Below are 17564 nucleotides of genomic sequence, written 5' to 3'. Positions count from 1 at the left end.
CCATGGTTGATTCGATGATGGACGGCGACGGCGGTTTATCGGGCGGGGTGGATTCGGGGCGCCGGGTGCTGTTCGCGCCCGTGCCCGTCTCCCCCACCAAGCCGCTCACCTTCAGCCATGTGAAGGGGCTGTTGTGGAGCGATGTGCTGTTCCGGGCCACGGCGCTCCTGCACAAGACGGACTTCCTGTGGAGCTGGACGGTCGGCGTCGCCAACGCGCAGACGCACGGCTTCTGGGCGCATCTGGACGCCACCCGGCCCGGCATGGACTTCTCCGGGCTCGACGAGGAGGACATCGGCCTCCTGTACGTGGACTACCAGCGGCAGCGGCGGGAGCGGGGCGGGCCGCCGCCGGAGGTCGGCGCGCCGGGCGCGCTGCACCCGGCGGGCGCGCGCGTCCTCGAGCTGTGGGCCGAGCGGTGGGGCGAACTCGGCATTCCGGACCCGGGTTTGCGGGTGCGCACGCCGCCGCCGATGTCGTTCGACGCGCTGGTGGAGGTCCTGTCGGGGTACGGGCTGTGCCTGGACCACCGGCCGTTCGACGGGCCGGTGTACCTCGACGGCACCGCGCACGGGTTTCCGCTGCGGCGCCTGGCGGGGGCGGGCGGCGGGTCCGGCAACTATCTGGCGGGGCTGCTGCGGGAGCTGGTGCCGCTGGTGGACGCGTACGACGACGTGGTGCTCGCCTTCGACCGCGAGTCGCTGCCGGACTACGTCCTGGTACGGCACGTCCTGGCCCGGCTCGGCGCGCGCGTGAGCCTGGTCGGCGTGGGCCGGGTGCGCACCGGCGGCGGCCGCCCCGTCTCCAGCCGGTACGGCGGCTGGCGGGGGCACACGGCGGCGGCGCTCGCCGGGCGGTACCTGGACGTGGTGGGGCCGCGGGTGTACCGGCTCGGGGTGCGGCTGTACTTCATCGCCGTACTGGGCCAGGGGGATCGCGAGGTGTTCCGCGAGGAGCTGGTGGGGCGGTGCATGGCGCGGGCGGCGCGGCTGCTGGCGGCGGCGGACGCGGGCGCGGGCCTGGACCCCGGCGGCCCGGCGCCGCCGCCACCGGCCGACGACCCGGCGCCCCTGCTCCCGCGCCACGCCCGCCCCCACCCCCACGTCGACCCCTACCGGCTCACCACCGCCCTGCTGTCACGGAACCGGGTCCCCGCGAGCCGGGCGGCGGCCCTGCTGGAGGAGGTGTACGTCTGAGTGCTCACCCAACGACAGCTGCGCGCGGCCCTGGACGCCCGGGTCCGGGCCGCCGGTCCGCGCCCGGCGCACGGCCCGGCCGTGGCGGTGCTCCGCGCCTTCGACGCGGGCGCGTTCGCCCGGTCCGTCCTGGACTTCGCGTCCTGGCTGCCCCCGGCCGCCCGCGCCGACTGGCAGGGGGACTTCACCCGGACCGTGTTCCTCGCGGGCAACCCCCGGAACCTGGCGGCGCGGCTGCCGCCGTCGCTGGTGTCCGCCGACGGGCACATCGCCTGGTACGCGGGCGGGCCCCGGAGGGCGCGGCGGGAGCTGCGGCTGCTGCTGCGGGCGGTCGAGGGCGCGCTGCCCCCGGCGCTGCCCGCGGCGGTCACGCTGACCGTGCCGGGCGCCACGCGCCACCCCCGGCGGTGGCGGGCGGACATCGCCACCGGCGGCCTGTCCCTGCCCCAGTACCTGGTGCACGTCAACCACACCCTCGCCGAGTCCTTGCTCACCGGCGTCCTCGCCCCCGGCGACCGGCTGACCCTCCGCCACGCCCCCGCGCTGCCCGAACTGCCCCGCTCCCCGGCCTACTTGAGGGTCCACCAGGACCCCGGCGACCCGGGGCGGCTGCGGGCGTTCGCGGCGGTCACCGACGACCCCCGCCCCGAGGAGGGGAACCGTGGCTGACTTCTGGGTGCTGCTCGGCACCGACTACTGCGGCAAGTCCTCCGTCCTCGCCGACCTCACCGCCCGCGCCGGGCCCGTCGAGGCCGTGTCGTACGACCCGGAGCTGCTGACCGGCGACTACCGGGCGATCGCCGAGTTGCCCGCCGCGCTCGGCCGTGCGTACGCGGGCGGCCGGTCGCGCGCGTACGTCATGGCGCTGCTGAACGTCGCCGTCGCCTACCTTCACGACCGGGTGGTCACCGCGCCCGCCGGGCGCACCCCGCTCCTGGACTCCTACTACTACAAGATCCTCGTCAAGTGCCGTCTCCTCGGCCTGGACGACGGCCCCTGGCTGCCGTACTGGCGGTCCCTGCCCCGGCCCGCCGGGGTGGTGTTCCTGAACGTGCCGCCCGCCACCGCGTGGCGGCGCTCCGGCAACGGGGCCCGGCTCAACCCGCTGGAGCACTACGGCCCCGTACCGGATGAGGACGCCTTCACCCGCTTCCAGCGCGACCTGCGCGCGGGCCTCCTGGACGAGGTGAGCGACCTGCGGGTCGAGCACGTCCCCGCTGCCCCCGACATCACGGCCACCGTCGACCACGTGCTGCGCACGATGAAGGAGTGACCATGCCCGCTCTCGGCAGGACCTCGCTCGCGGCCCCCGGCCCGGCCCCGTACACCGACGACGATCTGCGCGGCGAGTTGGTCGCCGCCAAGGAGCGGCTTGCCGTGGCGATGGCGGATGGGGCGGTGGCGCAGCGGCGGGTGTTGGACGCGGTGCTGGAGCAGGTGGGGGGCAGCAAGTTCGGGGCGGCGCACGGGCTCGCGGGGGTGCGGTCGGTGGACGCGTTCCGGGACGCGGTGCCGTTGCGGGCGTACGGGGAGTACGACGCGTGGCTGGCGCGGGCGGCCGAGGGGGAGCCGGGGGTGCTGACGCGGCGGGAGCCGAAGCTGTTCTTCACGACCAGCGGCAGCACGGGGGCGCGGAAGCGGATTCCGGTGACGGAGGACTTCGTGCGGCAGGTGTACGTGCCGTACTTCCGGGCGGCGATGGGGGTGCCCGCGGCGTACTTCCCCGAGGTGTTCTCGCTGGGCGCGGCGACGTTGAACCTGCGGCACGACCGGTTGGCGCGGCCGGACACCACGGGGTCGGGGCGGCCGAGCCTCGGGCCGAGCCAGGCGGATCTGCGGGGCGGGTTCGGGGTGGCGCTGGTGGAGCCGGGCAGTCGGGCGCCGTGGGCCGAGCCGCCGGTGGAGCTGAACGAGCGGGCGTATCTGGACAAGCTGTACGTGCGGCTGCGGATGGCGGTGGAGCACGATGTGCGGTGCGTGATCGGGCACAATCCGGCGCTGGTGGCGATGGTGCCGGAGCTGCTGGCCGAGTGGTGGCCCCAGATCCTGCGGGATGTGCGGGACGGGACGTTCCGGGGGCTGCCGGGCGGGGTGGCGAATCCGGGGCGGGCGGCGGAGCTGGAGCGGTGCGGGCCCGAGCCGTCGGCGGTGTGGCCGCGCATGCGGCTGCTGTACTGCTGGACCAGTGGGGTGGCGTCGCTGTATCTGCCGCGGCTCGCGGAGCGGTACGGGGCGGGGGTGGCGGTGCTGCCCGCGCCCGCGGCGGCGTCGGAGGGGCCGGTGGGGGTGCCGGTGGACGACCATCCGGCGGCGGGGGTGCTCGCGGTGTCGTCGGCGCTGTACGAGTTCGTGGACGCGGCTGACGATGTGCGGCCGGACTCGCCGACGCTGCTGTGGCACGAGGTGGAGCCGGGGCGGGACTACCACGTGGTGTTCTCGCACGTGGGCGGCCTGTACCGGTATGTGCTGGGCGATGTGGCGCATGTGGTGGACCGGGTGGGCGGGGTGCCGCGGGTGACGTACGCGGGCCGGGCCGAGCCCTCGGACGCGGCGGGCGAGCGGCTGCGGGAGGCGCAGGTGGTGCGGGCGGTGGCCGAGGCGGCGCGGCGCACGGGCCTGGACGTGGTGAACGTGACGTGCCGGGCGGAGCCGGACGGGCCGGGGGCGTACCGGTATGCGGTGGCCGCCGCGTTCGGGCGTGCCGTGGCGTCCGGTGATCCGGTGGTGGCGGACTTCGCGGGCGTGGTGGACGCGGAGTTGTGCCGTACGAGCCGGACGTACCGGGCGGCGCGGGCGGCGGGGCGGCTCGGGGCGGCGCGGCTGCTTCCCGTTCCGGCGGCGGCGTTCGTGGCGGACTGGCACCGGCGGGTGGCGGGCGGAATGCGGCCGCCGGAGGTGAAGGACCGGGTGTTCCAGCGGGATTCGGCGGGGTGGGAACTGCTCACGCGGAATGCGTGCGGTGACGGCGCGGGCTGACGGCAATTGTTTTGCCGGGAACCGTTAGCGGCGGTAAGAACCTGCCACCGGCGCGAGGGGCAATTACCGGTTCGTTACGCGCTTCCGGAAGTGTTGACAGCTTGCTGTTCCGCTCCTTGTGGCCGCTCGGGGCGGCCGAGTAGAAATTCGGTGCCCGCCGGGGCCCTTCAGCCGGTGCCCGACAGGGCCCTTCGTGGGGCTCAAGGGCGCGCCCGAACCACTGTCTGCGAGGAATGGCTAACCGTGAGCAGTGCGATGATTGAAGCGGTCAGGATAGGCAGGACTTTCGGTCGGGCCCATGCCCTTCGGGATGTGAGTTTCCGCGCCGGGAAAGGTGAAGTCCTCTGTCTTCTCGGGCACAACGGGGCCGGGAAGAGCACGCTGGTGAGCATTTTGACCACGCTGCTTCCGCCGACGTCGGGTCAGGCGCGGGTCGCCGGTTTCGACGTGGTCCGCGACGGCCACGAGGTGCGCAGCCGCATCGGCCTGACGGGGCAGTTCGCCTCGGTGGACGAGAGCCTGTCGGGCCGCGCCAATCTGGTGCTGGTGGCGCGGCTGCTGGGCGCGAACCGGCGCGAGGCCGTCGCGCGGGCCGATGAGCTGCTTGAGCGGTTCGCGCTGACCGACGCCGCCGACCGTGCGGCCCGTACGTACTCGGGCGGCATGCGGCGGCGCCTGGACCTGGCGAGCAGCATGGTGGGCCGTCCGCGGGTGCTGTTCCTCGACGAGCCGACCACGGGCCTGGACCCGGTGCGCCGCAACGAGCTGTGGGACGTGGTGCGGGACCTCGTCGCCGACGGCACCACCGTGCTGCTGACCACCCAGTACCTGGAGGAGGCGGACCAGTTGGCCGACCGGATCGTGGTGCTCGGGCAGGGGCGGACCATCGCCGAGGGCACCGCCGCCGAGCTGAAGAGCCAGGTGGGGGTGAGCACGGTCCACGCCGACCTGGCCGATCCCGGCGCGGTGGACCGGGCCGTGGCGGCGCTGCGGGCGGCGGGCCTCGCGCCGGTGCCCGCCGAGGAGCCGGGCGGCGTCAGCGCGCCCGTCGAGTCGTCGCTCGGCCTGTCGGACGTCGTGCGGGCCCTGGACGGGGCGGGCGTCGCGCTCAGCGGCCTCGCGCTGCGCGAACCCACCCTGGACGACGTCTACTTGGCGCTCACCGGCTCGCAGGCGTCGCGGGCGCCGGAGTCACCGGAGTCGCCGGAGTCGCCGGAGTCGCCAGAGTCACCGGAGCCTTCGAAGCCCTCGGAGTCCTCGAAGCCTTCGGAGTCCCCGGAGTCCCCGGAGTCCCCGGAGTCCTTGAAGCCCTCGGAGTCCTCGGAGCCCTCGGAGTCCTCGGAGTCCTCGGAGCCGGTCGGCGTCTAGAGCCCTGCCCGTTCCCGCCAGGCCCCCGCCAGGCCCTCCGCCGCGCGGCCGTCGGTCCGGCACCGGCTTCGCGGGTCGCGCGGGGGCCGGGGCCGGGGCGCGACGGCGCGCTCGTTGTCCGTCCCCCGAACCCAGGGAGCTGTCATGCCGGTCATCACACCCACGTTCCAGGAGGTCACGGAGGCGCAGATGCTGCCCCGTCTGATCCGCCTGGGCCCGAACCTGTACGGCGCGTCGTTCACGCTGATGAAGCTGCTGCCCGCGCGGTACATCCTGCGGCGGGCCCAGGAGCGCGGGGCGCTCGGGCCCGACACGTCGATCGTGGAGACCACGTCGGGCACGTTCGGCCTGGCCCTTGCCATGCAGGCCGCGCTGATGCGCCGCCAGCTGACGCTGATCAGCGACCCGGCGATCGACGCCAACCTGTACCGCAGGCTCACCGACCTGGGCGCCCGCGTGGAGATCTGCCCCGAGCCGGACCCGGTGGGCGGCTACCAGGCGGTGCGCCTGCGCCGCCTGGCGGAGGTGCGCGCCGAGCAGCCCGACAGCTTCTGCCCCGAGCAGTACACCAACCCCGACAACCCGGCCTCGTACCAGGTGGTCGCCGAGCAGCTGCACACCGCGCTCGGACAGGTCGACTGCGTGATCGGCCCGGTCGGCTCCGGCGGTTCGATGTGCGGCACGGTGCGGGGCCTGCGGGAGCGCACCCCGCACACGCGGGCCATCGGCGTGGACACGCACCGCAGCGTCCTGTTCGGGCAGCCGGACGGGCCGCGCGCGCTGCGCGGCCTCGGCAACAGCCTGTGGCCCGCGAACCTGGACCACACCGTCTTCGACGAGGTCCACTGGCTGTCGGCGACCGAGGCGTACGCCGCCACGCGCCGCCTGCACGCCCGGCACGCCCTGTTCCAGGGCCCGACGTCGGGGGCGGCGTTCCTGGCCGCCGAGTGGTACGCGCGCCAGCACCCCGACCAGGTGTGCGTGGTGATGCTGCCGGACGAGGGCTACCGCTACCAGGCCACGGTGTACGACGACGCGTGGCTGGCGGAGCACGGGCACGTGCTGGCGGAGCTGCCCAAGGAGCCGGTGGACGCCGACAGCGTCGACGCGGTGGACGGGCGCTGGTCGCGGCTTGAGTGGCGGCGGCGCGCCTACGAGGACGTTCCCGGGGTGTGGGCGAAGTCCGCCGGGGCTCCCGTCGCCGCCGCGCCGTCGGCGGGGACGGGTCGATGAGCGGCACCGGCAGGCTCACCGCGACGCTGGGTCCGCGCACCCGGCGCGTGGTGTACGGCGAGCCCGGCCCCGAGGACGTACGCAGGGAGCTGAACGGCACCAGCCTGGTGGACCTGGCGCACGTGGTGATGCTGACCGAGCGGGAGCTGCTGCCCGCATCGGCGGCGGCGCGGCTGCTCGACCACATCACGCGGCTGCGCGCGGACGGCTTCACCGACCTGCTGGAGCGGCCCGCGCCGCGCGGCCTGTACCTGATGTACGAGGGTCATCTGGTCGCCGAGCTGGGCGCGGACGTGGGCGGCAAGCTGCACACGGGCCGCTCCCGCAACGACATCAAGGCGACGCTGACGGCGCTGCGGCTGCGCGCCGACCTGGCGGACCTGCTGGGTGAGGCGCTGCGGTTGCAGGGGGTGCTGCTGGCTCGGGCGCGGGCGCACCGGGACACGGTGATGCCGGTGTACACGCACTTCCAGCCCGCGATGCCGGTGACGTACGGCTACTACCTGGCGGGGATCGCCGTCGCCCTCGACCGGGACGCGGCGGCGCTGCGGCACGCCCTGGCGGAGCTGGCGCGCTGTCCGCTGGGGGCGGGCGCGGTGTCCGGCACGGACCTGCCGCTCGACACGGCGCGCACGGCGGCGCTGCTCGGCTTCGACGGGCCGCCGCTGCACGCGATGGACTCGGTGGCGAGCCGGGACACGGTGCTGCGGGCGCTGGCGGCGGCGGGCGGGCTCGGCGTGACGCTGAGCCGTCTGGCGACGGACCTCCAGCTGTGGAGCACCCAGGAGTTCGGCTTCGTCGCGTTTCCCGAGCGGCTGGTCGGCGGCAGTTCGGCGATGCCGCAGAAACGCAACGCGTTCCTGCTGGAGCACGTCAAGGCGAAGGCGGGCGCGGCGATCGGCGCGTGGACGGGCGCGGCCAGCGCGATGAAGTCCACGCCGTTCACCAACTCCATCGAGGTCGGCACCGACGCCGTCGCCGGGACGTGGGCGGCGCTCGACGCCGTGCGCGACGCGGTGCTGCTGGCGCAGGTCCTGGTCAGCGGGGCGCGGCCGGTGGCGGAGCGGATGGCGGAGCGGGCCGACGAGGGCATGGTGACGGCGACGGTGGTCGCCAACCGGCTTGTGCGCCAGGGTGTGCCGTTCCGTACCGCGCACCACGTGGTGGGCGCGGCGGTGCGGCAGGCCGTGGAGGCGGGCGAGTCGCGGCTCACGCGGGTGCGCGGGCCCGAGGGAGTGGGCCGGGTGGCGGTGCCGTCGGCGGCGGAGGCCGTCTCGGAGCACCGGTACGGCGGCGGTCCGGGCGCGTTCGACGCCGCGTTCGAGGAGGCCCGGGCGCGCCTGGTGGAGCACTCCGCCTGGCTGCGCAGGCGCCGCGCCCGCTGGGCGGCGGCCGGGCGGGAGCTGGACGAGGCGGTCGCCGCGGTCATCCGCGGGGCGGGCGAGGCCCCCGAAAGGCCCGACAGTGACAACAGCGAAGGCAGGGCGGCATGAGCGGCGGAACACCCAGGTGGTTCGCGTTCCTGGAGAGCAACACCACCGGTACGGGGCGGCGGTTCTGCGCCGTGGCACGGGCGCGCGGGCTGCGTCCGGTGCTGCTGGCGCGGGATGTGGCCCGGTATCCGTACGCGGCTGAGGACGGCGTGGACACGCTGGTGCTCGACACCTCGGACCTGGGCGCGGTGGTGGACGCCTGTGCGCGGCTCGCCGACGCCGAGGGGCTTGCGGGGATCGCGTCCAGCTCGGAGTACTTCGTGGCGACGGCGGCGCTCGCGGCGGCCAAGCTGGGCCTGCCGGGCCCGGACGGCGAGGCGATCGCGCGCTGCCGGGACAAGGACGCGCAGCGCGCGGCGCTGGCGGCGGCCGGGGTGCCGGTGCCCGCGTTCCACGCCACCGGGCAGGTGGGTGAAGCGGTGCGGGCGGCCGGGGAGATCGGCGGGCCGGTGGTCCTGAAGCCGGTCAGCGGCTCGGGGTCGGTGGGCGTGAAGCTGTGCCTGACGCGGGACGAGGTGCGCCGCTGGGCGGTGGAGCTGCTGTCGCGGCTCACCGACGAGCGGGGCGCGCCGACGGCGGGCCGGATCCTCGTCGAGGAGGCCGTGACGGGCCCGGAGTTCTCGGTGGAGACCTTCGACGGCCGGGTGGTGGCGGTGGTCGCCAAGCACCTGACGCCGGAGCCGTTCTTCGTGGAGACGGGCCACGACCTTCCGGCGCCGGTCGCCGACGACGTCGCGGCGGCGCTCGGCGAGACGGCCGTGCGGGCGCTTGGGGCGCTCGGCCTCGGCTGGGGCGCCGCGCACACCGAGCTGCGCCTGACGGAGCGGGGCCCGGTCGTCATCGAGGTCAACCCGCGGCTCGCCGGGGGCATGATCCCGGCCGCGCTGGCCGCGGCCACCGGCGTCGACCTCATCGACCGGCTGATCGCGCGCGCGGCGGGCCTCGACCCGGCGCCCGCGCAGCCGGGGCCCGGGCATGCCGCGATCCGGTTCGTGGCCGCGCCGGGCGCGGGCACGGTCACGGCGGTCGGCGGGCTCGACGAGGCGCTGCGGGCGCCGGGCGTCGTGGACGCGGCGACCACGGCGGCCGTGGGCCGCCAGGTGCGCATCACGCACTCCTTCCAGGACCGCCTGGGCCACGTCGTGGCCGTCGGGGCGGACGCCGGGCAGGCAGCCGAGCGCGCGGCGGACGCCGCGCGCCTGATCAGGATCGAACTCGACGGGCCGACACGGTCCGCGGAAGCAATCGAAGGCGACGGGCCGACACGGTCCGCGGAAGCAGCCGAGCCGACGCGGTCGGCAGAACTGGACGAGCCGACGCGGTCGGCAGAAGGGGCCGGGGGACGATGACCGACAACGCGAACGACGGGGTGTTCACGCAGGTCCCCCGGTGGACCGCGCCGCGCCACAGCGCGAGCGGGCCGGGCGAGCACCACGAGGAACTGCCCGCGGAGCTGGTGCGGGACCTGGAGCGCGGTGCCGCCGCGCTCGGCGTGGCCCGCGCGGACCTGCTGCTCGCGGCGCACGCGCGGGTCGCGGCGACCCTCGCCACGGAGCGGGAGCTGCTGCTCGGCCTGGTGGCGCCGGGCCGCCAGGTGCCCGGGCCGCTGCGCGTGACGGTGGCCGCGTCGAGCTGGCGCGAGCTGGTGGCGCACGCCGCGGCGGTCGCCGCCGACCTGCCGGAGGGGCCCGCCCGCGCCGAACTCGTCCTGGACCTGGGCGTGCTGAACAGCCCCGACGGTCCGGGCAGTACGGACGCGCAGCTCGGCGACGGCGAGGTCATCCGCGTGGTGTGCGTGCCCGACGGCGCCGACGGCACCGGGCTTCGGCTGCGCGTCCTGTTCGACCGGGCCGCCGTCGACGAGGAGTACGCGGCGCGCGTCGCGGGCTACCACATGGCCGCGCTGCGCCTGCTCGCCGACGACCCGGACGCCGCCCACCACCGGCAGAGCCTGCTGTCCCCGCCGAGGTGGAGAAGCAGCTGTACGGCCTGTCGGGGCGCCGGGTGGCGCTGCCGGAGGGCACCTTCGTGGAGCTGTTCGAGGAGCAGGTGCGCGCGGGCGGCAACCGGGTGGCGGCGTCGCACGGCGGCACCGACTGGACGTACGACGAGCTGAACGCGCGCGCCAACCGGGTCGCGCACGCCCTGCTTGAGGCGGGGCTCGGCGCCGAGGACGTCGTGGCGGTCGTGATGGACCGCACCCTGGAGTGGGTGGCGGTGGCGCTCGGCGTGTTCAAGGCGGGTGGCGTGTACCTGCCGGTGCGGCCGGACTTCCCCGCCGACCGGGTGGCGGCGCAGCTGCGGCGCTCGGCGTGCCGGTTGGTGCTGCACGAGCCGGGCAGCGCGGAGCTGGCGCGGGAGGCGGTGGCGGACCTGGAGGGCGAGCCGCTGCTGCTGCCGGTGCCCGAGGTGCTGGCAGGGGGCCGCGAGGACGACCCGCGCGTGCCGCTGACCCACGGCCAGGCCGCGTACATCTACTTCACGTCGGGCTCCACGGGCGCCCCGAAGGGCGCGCTGTGCGAGCACGGCGGCTTCGTCAACCACCTGTTCATGAAGACCGAGGACATGGGGATGGAGCCGGGCGCCGGTGACGTGGTCACGCAGACCGCGTCGCAGTGCTTCGACATCTCCCTGTGGCAGTTCGCCGCGCCGCTGATCGTCGGCGGCAGCGTACGGATCGTGGACACCGACGCGCAGCTCGACGTGGCCGCGTTCGTCGACGAGATCGTCGAGGGCGGGGTGACGGTGGCGCAGATCGTGCCGTCGTACCTGGAGGTCATGCTGACCCACCTGGAGCAGCACCCGCGTCCGCTCGGCCGTCTGCGGGCCCTTTCGGTGACGGGTGAGGCGCTGAAGATGGAGCTGGTGCAGCGCTGGTTCGCCGCCTACCCGGGCGTGCGGCTCGTCAACGCGTACGGGGCGACGGAGGTGTCCGACGACACCATGCACGAGGTCCTGGACCGGGTGCCGGACCGGGACTTCGTGACCGTGGGCCGCTCGCTGCGCAATGTGCACACCTACGTCCTGGACGAGAACCTGGAGCTGGTGCCGCTGGGTTCGCCGGGTGAGATCGCGTTCTCCGGGGTGTGCGTGGGGCGCGGCTACATCAACGACGAGGAGCGCAGCCGTCAGGCGTTCGTGCCGGACCCGTTCCGCGCGGACACCCGCATGTACCGCACGGGTGACTTCGGGCGCTGGCTGCCGGAGGGCCGCATCGAGTTCCTGGGGCGGCGCGACGAGCAGGTGAAGATCCGCGGGTTCCGCATCGAGATCGGCGAGATCGAGAACAAGCTCCTGACGATGGCGGGGGTGCGCGAGGCGGCCGTCGTCATCGACGGCGGCACCGGCGACCTGCGCAACCTGGTGGCGTTCTACAGCGGCGCCGAGGACCGGCTCGCGGAGGACCCCCGGGAGTTCCTGGCGGGCCTGCTGCCCGCGTACATGGTCCCGACGTACTTCCACCGCCTGGAGAAGCTGCCGCTCACCGAGAACGGCAAGGTCGACAAGAAGGTCCTCAAGCGCCTCGCGGGCACCCTCGGCCACGGCGGCGCCACGTACGCGGCGCCGCGCACGCCCACCGAGCAGCGGCTGGCGCAGCGCTGGGCCGAGGTCCTCGGCGTACCCCTTGAGCGCATCGGCAGGGACGACAACTTCTTCGAGCTGGGCGGCACGTCCCTGGCCGCGGTGCGGCTGCTCGTCGGCATGGACCGGGCGCTGTCCCTCAAGCAGCTCGTGGGCGCCCCGAAGCTCAGCGCGCTGGCCGCGCTGCTCGACGGCGGCGCGGACGGCGGCGCCGAGGTGGCGCGCGCGGACGGTCTGCTCCAGCCGCTGTCGCGGGTGACGCGCCCGCACCACGCGCTGGTGTGCTTCCCGTACGCGGGCGGCAACGCCGTCAACTTCCGTTCCCTGGCGAAGGAGTTGGCGGGCGACGGGATCGCCGTGTACGGCGTGGAGCTGCCCGGGCACGACCTGGCGGGCGACGACGAGCCGATGGCGGACGTGGCCGAGGTGGCGCGCCGGGTGGCGGCGGAGATCGGTGAGCGGATCGACACGCCGGTGCTGCTGTGGGGCCACTGCGCGGGCGCCGCGCACGCGCTGGCGACGGCCCGTCTCCTTGAGGAGGCCGGGCGCGGTCCGCGCCGGGTGTTCGTCGGCGCGCTGCTCCTCGACGACGAGGAGGCGCTGCGGCGGGAGACGGCCGACGTCCAGGCCGTCGACAACCGGGAACTCCTCGACAAGCTGCGCGTGGACAGCGCGTACGTGGAGCTGGACGGGTTCAAGCCGGAGCGCGCCGACGTGGTGGGCTCGGCGTACCGCCACGACGTCGTGACGTCCAACGCGTTCCTGCTGGACGTGCACGCGAACCCGAAGGCGCACCGCGTCGACGCGGCCGTGGAGGTCGTCGTCGCGCACGACGACGCGTCGACGGCGGGCGCCGCGGACCGGCACCTGGCGTGGAAGGCGGTGGCGGACACCGTGGAGCTGCGGGAGCTGTCCCAGGGCGGCCACTACTTCGTGGGGGCGCGCCCCGGCGAGGCGGCGGCGGTGGTACGGGCCGCGTGCGGCACGGCCGTTGAGGAGGGCGCGGCATGACCGTCCTGGACGAGACGCCCGAGGCGGCGGGAGCCGCGGCGCTCGCCACTGGGCGGGCCCGGGCCGCCGGTACGGGGGTCAGTACGGCGTTCGGCACGTTCGGCGAGCTGCTTCAGGGGGTGCTGCCGGAGGACGACGGCGACTTCCTGGTGACGCTGCCGGTGGCCCGCTGGACGATGGCGAGCTTCCAGGCCGACCCGGGGTCGGACGAGGTGCGGGTGTGGCCGCCGCACAAGAAGAAGGCGCTGCGGCTCACCTCCATGATCCTGGAGGACTGCGGGATTTCCGTGGGCGGTCTGCTCAGCCTGGAGAGCACCCTGCCCGAGGGCAAGGGCCTCGCCTCGTCGTCCGCCGACCTGGTGGCGACGGCACGGGCCGTCGCCAACGCCCTGGACGAGCCGATGCCGCCGCGCCGCATCGAGTCGTACCTGGCGCGCATCGAGCCCACGGACGGCGTCCTGTACTCCTCCATCGTGGCGTTCCACCACCGCAGCGTGCGCCTGCGGGCGCTGCTCGGCTCGCTGCCGCCGATGGCGGTGGTCAGCATCGACGAGGGCGGCGCCGTCGACACCGTCGACTTCAACCGCATCCCGAAGCCGTTCACCGACAGCGACAAGCGGGAGTACGCGCGTCTCCTGGACCGCGTCACGCGGGCGATCGCCGACCGCGACCTGCCCGAGGTCGGCCGGGTCGCCACCCGCAGCGCCCGCATGAACCAGGTCCTGCGGCACAAGCGGCAGCTCGATCCGATGATCTCCATCTGCGAGGACGTCGGCGGCCTCGGCGTCGTCGTCGGCCACAGCGGCACCACGCTCGGCATCCTCCTCGACACCGCGGACCCGTCGTTCGTCAGCAAGCTGGCGTCGTCGGCGCAGGCGTGCGAGCGGCTGGCGGGCAATGTGACGGTGTATCGGACGCTGAGTTTCCACTAGGTGGGGGGTGCTGGGCGGGGGGCTTCCCTTGGGGGAGCCGTGCTCTGCGGGGCTTTCCCTCTGCCGGGGGGCTTCCCCTTGCCGGGGGCTTCCCCTTGCCGGGGGGCACCCCCTGCCGGGGGGCTTCCCCTGCGGGGGCCCTGCTCGGGCGCCCCTCTGCCGGAGGGGCACCCCTTGCCGGGAGCCTTCCGCTGAGGGATGCCCCGGCACTGCCCCGGACGGCCTCAGGGTGGCCGTCCGGGGCGGTGTGCGGACGCCAGGCGTCCAGCCCGCCCCCGGCGGGAGATCGTGGACGCCATCCGGATTCGTCGTGGACCCGGGCTGCCCAGGGCTGCCAGGGGGGTCGCTTCCCGCCGTCCAAGGCAGTCGGGGGCTTCGCCCCCTGGAGCACCGCTGATGTCTTCTACGGCGGAGAGGGCTGCGAGCAGCGTGATCGAGTTTGGCGGCGGCTTGGGCGCCCACTCGATCTTCACGTACTGGGCTTGCCGGAAGGCCGTGCCCTGCGTGACCGGCGGCGAGGCCGCTCAGGGGGCTGACGCATTTGCTCGGCACCCCCGCACGTGCGGGGACCACCAGTTGCTGGGCACTGCGGTGGGCCAGGCCCAGGGACCACCCCTGCACGCGCGGGGACCACGCTCGGAAACCTCCCGGACGATCTGCGACGTCGGGACCACCCCCGCACGCGCGGGGACCACCCGCAGTACGTCCGGGTCCGGGTCGGGGGAAGGGACCACCCCCGCACGCGCGGGGACCACACGAACCCGCCCGCGGTGGTGCTGTCGTTGCTGGGACCACCCCCGCACGCGCGGGGACCACCCAGGCCGCTAGCCGAGGAAAACCGTATGGCGGGGACCACCCCCGCACGCGCGGGGACCACTCACGGCGGATCATCTCGGGGTACGAGCGCACGGGACCACCCCCGCACGCGCGGGGACCACTCCTTGACGCACACCGGGACGGCGGTGAAGTCGGGACCACCCCCGCACGCGCGGGGACCACAGAGTGGCCTATGCCGCTCGTTCGGCCGATCGGGGACCACCCCCGCACGCGCGGGGACCACTGGTCCAGCTGCTGCTGGCGGCGGCGCTGCTCGGGACCACCCCCGCACGCGCGGGGACCACGCGATGGCGCGCAGCGCGGCGGCGCGGTCGATGGGACCACCCCCGCACGCGCGGGGACCACCCCTTTCCTTTCGTGCGAATAGCCCCATTCCCGGGACCACCCCCGCACGCGCGGGGACCACCTGTCGGGGGCGGCATCCGAAGTCCGTGACCTGGGACCACCCCCGCACGCGCGGGGACCACCCGGCGACTTCGCGGCCGTCGTGGTCGGGGTCGGGACCACCCCCGCACGCGCGGGGACCACGAATGGCGGACAAAAAAGACCGTTGTCGGCTCGGGACCACCCCCGCACGCGCGGGGACCACGAAACACCAAGAACCACGTAGGGGGGAAGTTCGGGACCACCCCCGCACGCGCGGGGACCACACCAGCCCATTGAGGTTCGTCGCTTTGGGGTGGGGACCACCCCCGCACGCGCGGGGACCACAGGTTGGCGAGCAGCTCGCGGGCGCCGGGGGTGGGACCACCCCCGCACGCGCGGGGACCACCTCCTGGAGGCCGAGCAGGTGGGCCGGGTGAAGGGACCACCCCCGCACGCGCGGGGACCACAGGTCGCGACCTGCGGCGTTACCCCGCTGCTGCCCGGTTTTCGCTTACTTCTTGAGATACCGGCATTTCGGGCAAGTAACCCCCAACCCCACTACCTCGGCCACAGTCCAACGGGCCGCTGCTGAGCGGAACTTCCTCAGCAGCTCGGGGTGCCTCACCCGACCACCGCCGTAGACGCATAGCGTACGCAGCGCCCGCTCGCGGCGGGAGCGCGAGCGGTGGCCGCTTCGTTGGGGTGGCTGGCGCGCCGGGCGTTCCGCTGGCCCGGTGAGTCGCTTCGCCCCCCTCCCGCAGCCGGGCGGAAGGGGCCTTCGTCGTGTCCTGGTCAGCGAAGGGCGTCGATCGCCTTGACGATCAGGGCCCGAGCGTCCGCGCCGTACACAGCGAGGGAACGCATCCGGTCGAACGCCTTCTCGTAGAGGGCGATCTCGCTCGGCTGTGTCACGCTCACGCGAGCGGACAGAAGCTCGATCGACACCAGGGTGTCGTCGTACATGTGGAACGTCTCCATGGGCCAGATGGCCCGCTCGGGCGACGACATCGGGATGATGCCGAGCGCCACGGAGGGGAAGGTGCCCGCAGTCAGCAGGTACCCCAACTGCGCGGCCATGGAGTCCGCGTCGCACACCTGGTGTCGCAGTGCCGCTTCCTCGACGAGCAGCACGAACCGGCGCCCGGGTTCATGCAGGATGCGCGAGCGCTCCAGGCGGGCGGCCACGGCTTCGACGACGTCGTTCGGGATCTCCCGGAAGCCCGTGATGGAGGACAGCAGCCCCAGCGCGTACCCCTCGGTCTGGAGGAGCCCGGGTACCAAGGTCGCAGAGTAGACGCGGAACTGCCGGGTCGACCTGAACAGGGGCACGTAGCTGTTCTGGAGCTGCTTCAACCCGGCGCGGGCCTTGCGACGCCATTCCACATACAGCGACTCGGCGTTGCGGGACTGGGCGATGATGTCAGCAGCCTGCTCGGGGACGCCACACGCGTCACACCAGCGGCGGATGTCGTCGGTGGACGGCGGCGTCCGCGCGTTCTCGATGCGGTAGGTCTTGGGGTGGGACCAGCCGCAGCGCGAGGCCAGCTCAGACCCGCTGATTCCCGCGTCGGCGCGCAGCTCGCGCAGACGGTGCGCGACGCTTTCGCGCGCCGCCCGCGCGGCGGACGACGGGGAGATGGACATGAACTGGCCCGCTCGCCTTCGCGCTAGTCGATCCGGAACTCGTCGTGCGGGATCGCCCGCGCCCACACCGCCTCGAAGGCGTCGGCACACAGCTTCGCGGCCGCCGGATCGGTGCTGATCTCCCCGCCAGCGGAAGCGCCGTCCCCGGTGAAGTGATTCCAGCGGATGAGCCGACCGTCGATCAACCAGAAGTCGTTGCCCGGCAGGGCCAGATCGGAGGCCTGGCGCCGGGGCAGCCACCGCACCTGCTCGCCCGCGGCCACGTTCGTGAACGTACCCGAGTGCTCGTACCGGATGTACTCGCTCACTGGCTGGGAGACGATCCGGGCGCGCCGCACGGCCACGCCACGTCCGACCGTCTCTTGGATGAGGTCCAGCCAGGGGCGCCACCACGAGGCCCGATCCGCTGGGTCGTGGCGGAACCCCTGACGCCAGCGGGCGAACGACTCCGACTCGTAGTCCACGGCGTAGCTGTCACGCATCTCCAGATGGACCGCCGACTCCGTGGCCCTGCCCAACAGGTCAGGGAACGTCGGCACGCTGCTCGACAACTCTGCACGCCTCCCTCAGCGTCGCGACCATGCGGGCCGGGATCCGTACTACGTGCTCGTGCTCCGGGATGCCCGTCGCGTGGCCCGGCACCTCGAACGCGGCGCATTGCGCGGTCAGTTCGGGTCCCGGCTTCCACCCTTGGTGATGATCTCACCTTTGTCTTGGTCGACCCACACGGTGGGGCTTTCCCCGTCGCCGGTATGGGGGTCGATCCCGATGAACCGTAACGCCATGGCTGCCTCCGCGGGTGGCGTGGTGTGCACCGATGAACACCACTGTTGGTCCTCGGAGTTAGGCAGCCAAGAGCCTCGATCGCCGGTGACGAGGCCAATGTCATCGGCGTGTACATCGGTGCACATTCATGGCAGTGGCTC

General features: G+C 74.1%; 13 protein-coding genes, 1 pseudogene and 1 CRISPR repeat array. Of the genes and pseudogenes, 11 read left to right on the top strand and 3 right to left on the bottom strand.

Going from position 1 to position 17564, the window contains the following annotated elements; genetic code table 11:
* Nucleotides 1–2 precede the first annotated feature (2 nt).
* The 11 genes from ACOBQU_RS40165 (at nucleotide 3) to ACOBQU_RS40115 (ending at nucleotide 13791) form a co-directional block, all read left to right on the top strand.
* A complete protein-coding gene (locus ACOBQU_RS40165) occupies nucleotides 3–1196 on the top strand; it encodes a hypothetical protein (RefSeq protein ID WP_423635503.1) in 1194 nt (397 codons plus the stop codon).
* Nucleotides 1197–1865: a DUF6182 family protein gene (locus ACOBQU_RS40160; RefSeq protein ID WP_423635501.1), complete on the top strand. Its 669-nt coding sequence runs from the start codon at nucleotides 1197–1199 to the stop codon at nucleotides 1863–1865. It begins immediately after the preceding gene.
* On the top strand, nucleotides 1858–2469 hold the full coding sequence (locus ACOBQU_RS40155) for a hypothetical protein (RefSeq protein WP_423635499.1): 612 nt from the start codon (nucleotides 1858–1860) through the stop codon (nucleotides 2467–2469). The genes ACOBQU_RS40160 and ACOBQU_RS40155 overlap by 8 nt, the downstream gene beginning before the upstream one ends.
* 2 nt (nucleotides 2470–2471) lie before the next feature.
* A complete protein-coding gene (locus tag ACOBQU_RS40150) occupies nucleotides 2472–4172 on the top strand; it encodes a GH3 family domain-containing protein (protein ID WP_423635497.1) in 1701 nt (566 codons plus the stop codon).
* A gap of 255 nt (nucleotides 4173–4427) precedes the next feature.
* Complete coding sequence (locus tag ACOBQU_RS40145) at nucleotides 4428–5540, top strand: ATP-binding cassette domain-containing protein (protein ID WP_423635616.1); 1113 nt, start codon at nucleotides 4428–4430, stop codon at nucleotides 5538–5540.
* Nucleotides 5541–5684: 144 nt separating this feature from the next.
* Entirely contained in the window at nucleotides 5685–6773 is a 1089-nt protein-coding gene (locus ACOBQU_RS40140) for a cysteine synthase family protein (protein ID WP_423635495.1), read from the top strand.
* Nucleotides 6770–8266, top strand: coding sequence for an argininosuccinate lyase (gene argH / locus ACOBQU_RS40135; RefSeq protein WP_423635493.1), 1497 nt, complete (start codon nucleotides 6770–6772; stop codon nucleotides 8264–8266). The genes ACOBQU_RS40140 and argH overlap by 4 nt, the downstream gene beginning before the upstream one ends.
* Nucleotides 8263–9615 carry an ATP-grasp domain-containing protein gene (locus tag ACOBQU_RS40130; protein WP_423635491.1) on the top strand — a complete coding sequence of 451 codons (1353 nt, stop codon included), beginning with the start codon at nucleotides 8263–8265 and terminating at the stop codon, nucleotides 9613–9615. Before argH ends, ACOBQU_RS40130 begins: the two co-directional genes overlap by 4 nt.
* Nucleotides 9612–10382, top strand: a complete 771-nt coding sequence (locus ACOBQU_RS40125) for a hypothetical protein (protein ID WP_423635489.1) — start codon at nucleotides 9612–9614, stop codon at nucleotides 10380–10382. Before ACOBQU_RS40130 ends, ACOBQU_RS40125 begins: the two co-directional genes overlap by 4 nt.
* Nucleotides 10271–12859, top strand: a complete 2589-nt coding sequence (locus ACOBQU_RS40120; RefSeq protein ID WP_423635614.1) for an amino acid adenylation domain-containing protein — start codon at nucleotides 10271–10273, stop codon at nucleotides 12857–12859. Before ACOBQU_RS40125 ends, ACOBQU_RS40120 begins: the two co-directional genes overlap by 112 nt.
* A complete protein-coding gene (locus ACOBQU_RS40115; RefSeq protein ID WP_423635487.1) occupies nucleotides 12856–13791 on the top strand; it encodes a kinase in 936 nt (311 codons plus the stop codon). Before ACOBQU_RS40120 ends, ACOBQU_RS40115 begins: the two co-directional genes overlap by 4 nt.
* 605 nt (nucleotides 13792–14396) lie before the next feature.
* Nucleotides 14397–15461: a CRISPR direct-repeat array (repeat unit 29 nt; unit sequence GGGACCACCCCCGCACGCGCGGGGACCAC).
* A 325-nt stretch (nucleotides 15462–15786) separates the two neighbouring features.
* Here the strand turns inward: ACOBQU_RS40115 and ACOBQU_RS40110 are convergent.
* The 3 genes and pseudogenes from ACOBQU_RS40110 to ACOBQU_RS40100 form a co-directional block, all read right to left on the bottom strand.
* The gene (locus tag ACOBQU_RS40110; protein ID WP_423635485.1) at nucleotides 15787–16638 is read right to left on the bottom strand and encodes a helix-turn-helix domain-containing protein; all 852 of its coding nucleotides are present in this window, start codon (nucleotides 16636–16638) and stop codon (nucleotides 15787–15789) included.
* A gap of 23 nt (nucleotides 16639–16661) precedes the next feature.
* Entirely contained in the window at nucleotides 16662–17189 is a 528-nt protein-coding gene (locus ACOBQU_RS40105; RefSeq protein WP_423635483.1) for a DUF6879 family protein, read from the bottom strand.
* Nucleotides 17161–17423 (bottom strand): annotated as a pseudogene (locus ACOBQU_RS40100) (hypothetical protein). Before ACOBQU_RS40100 ends, ACOBQU_RS40105 begins: the two are co-directional and overlap by 29 nt.
* Nucleotides 17424–17564 lie beyond the last annotated feature (141 nt).

The organism is Streptomyces sp. G45 (assembly GCF_049542095.1).
In the GTDB taxonomy this organism is placed as follows: domain Bacteria; phylum Actinomycetota; class Actinomycetes; order Streptomycetales; family Streptomycetaceae; genus Streptomyces.
This window is presented reverse-complemented; position numbering and strand designations above follow the sequence as displayed.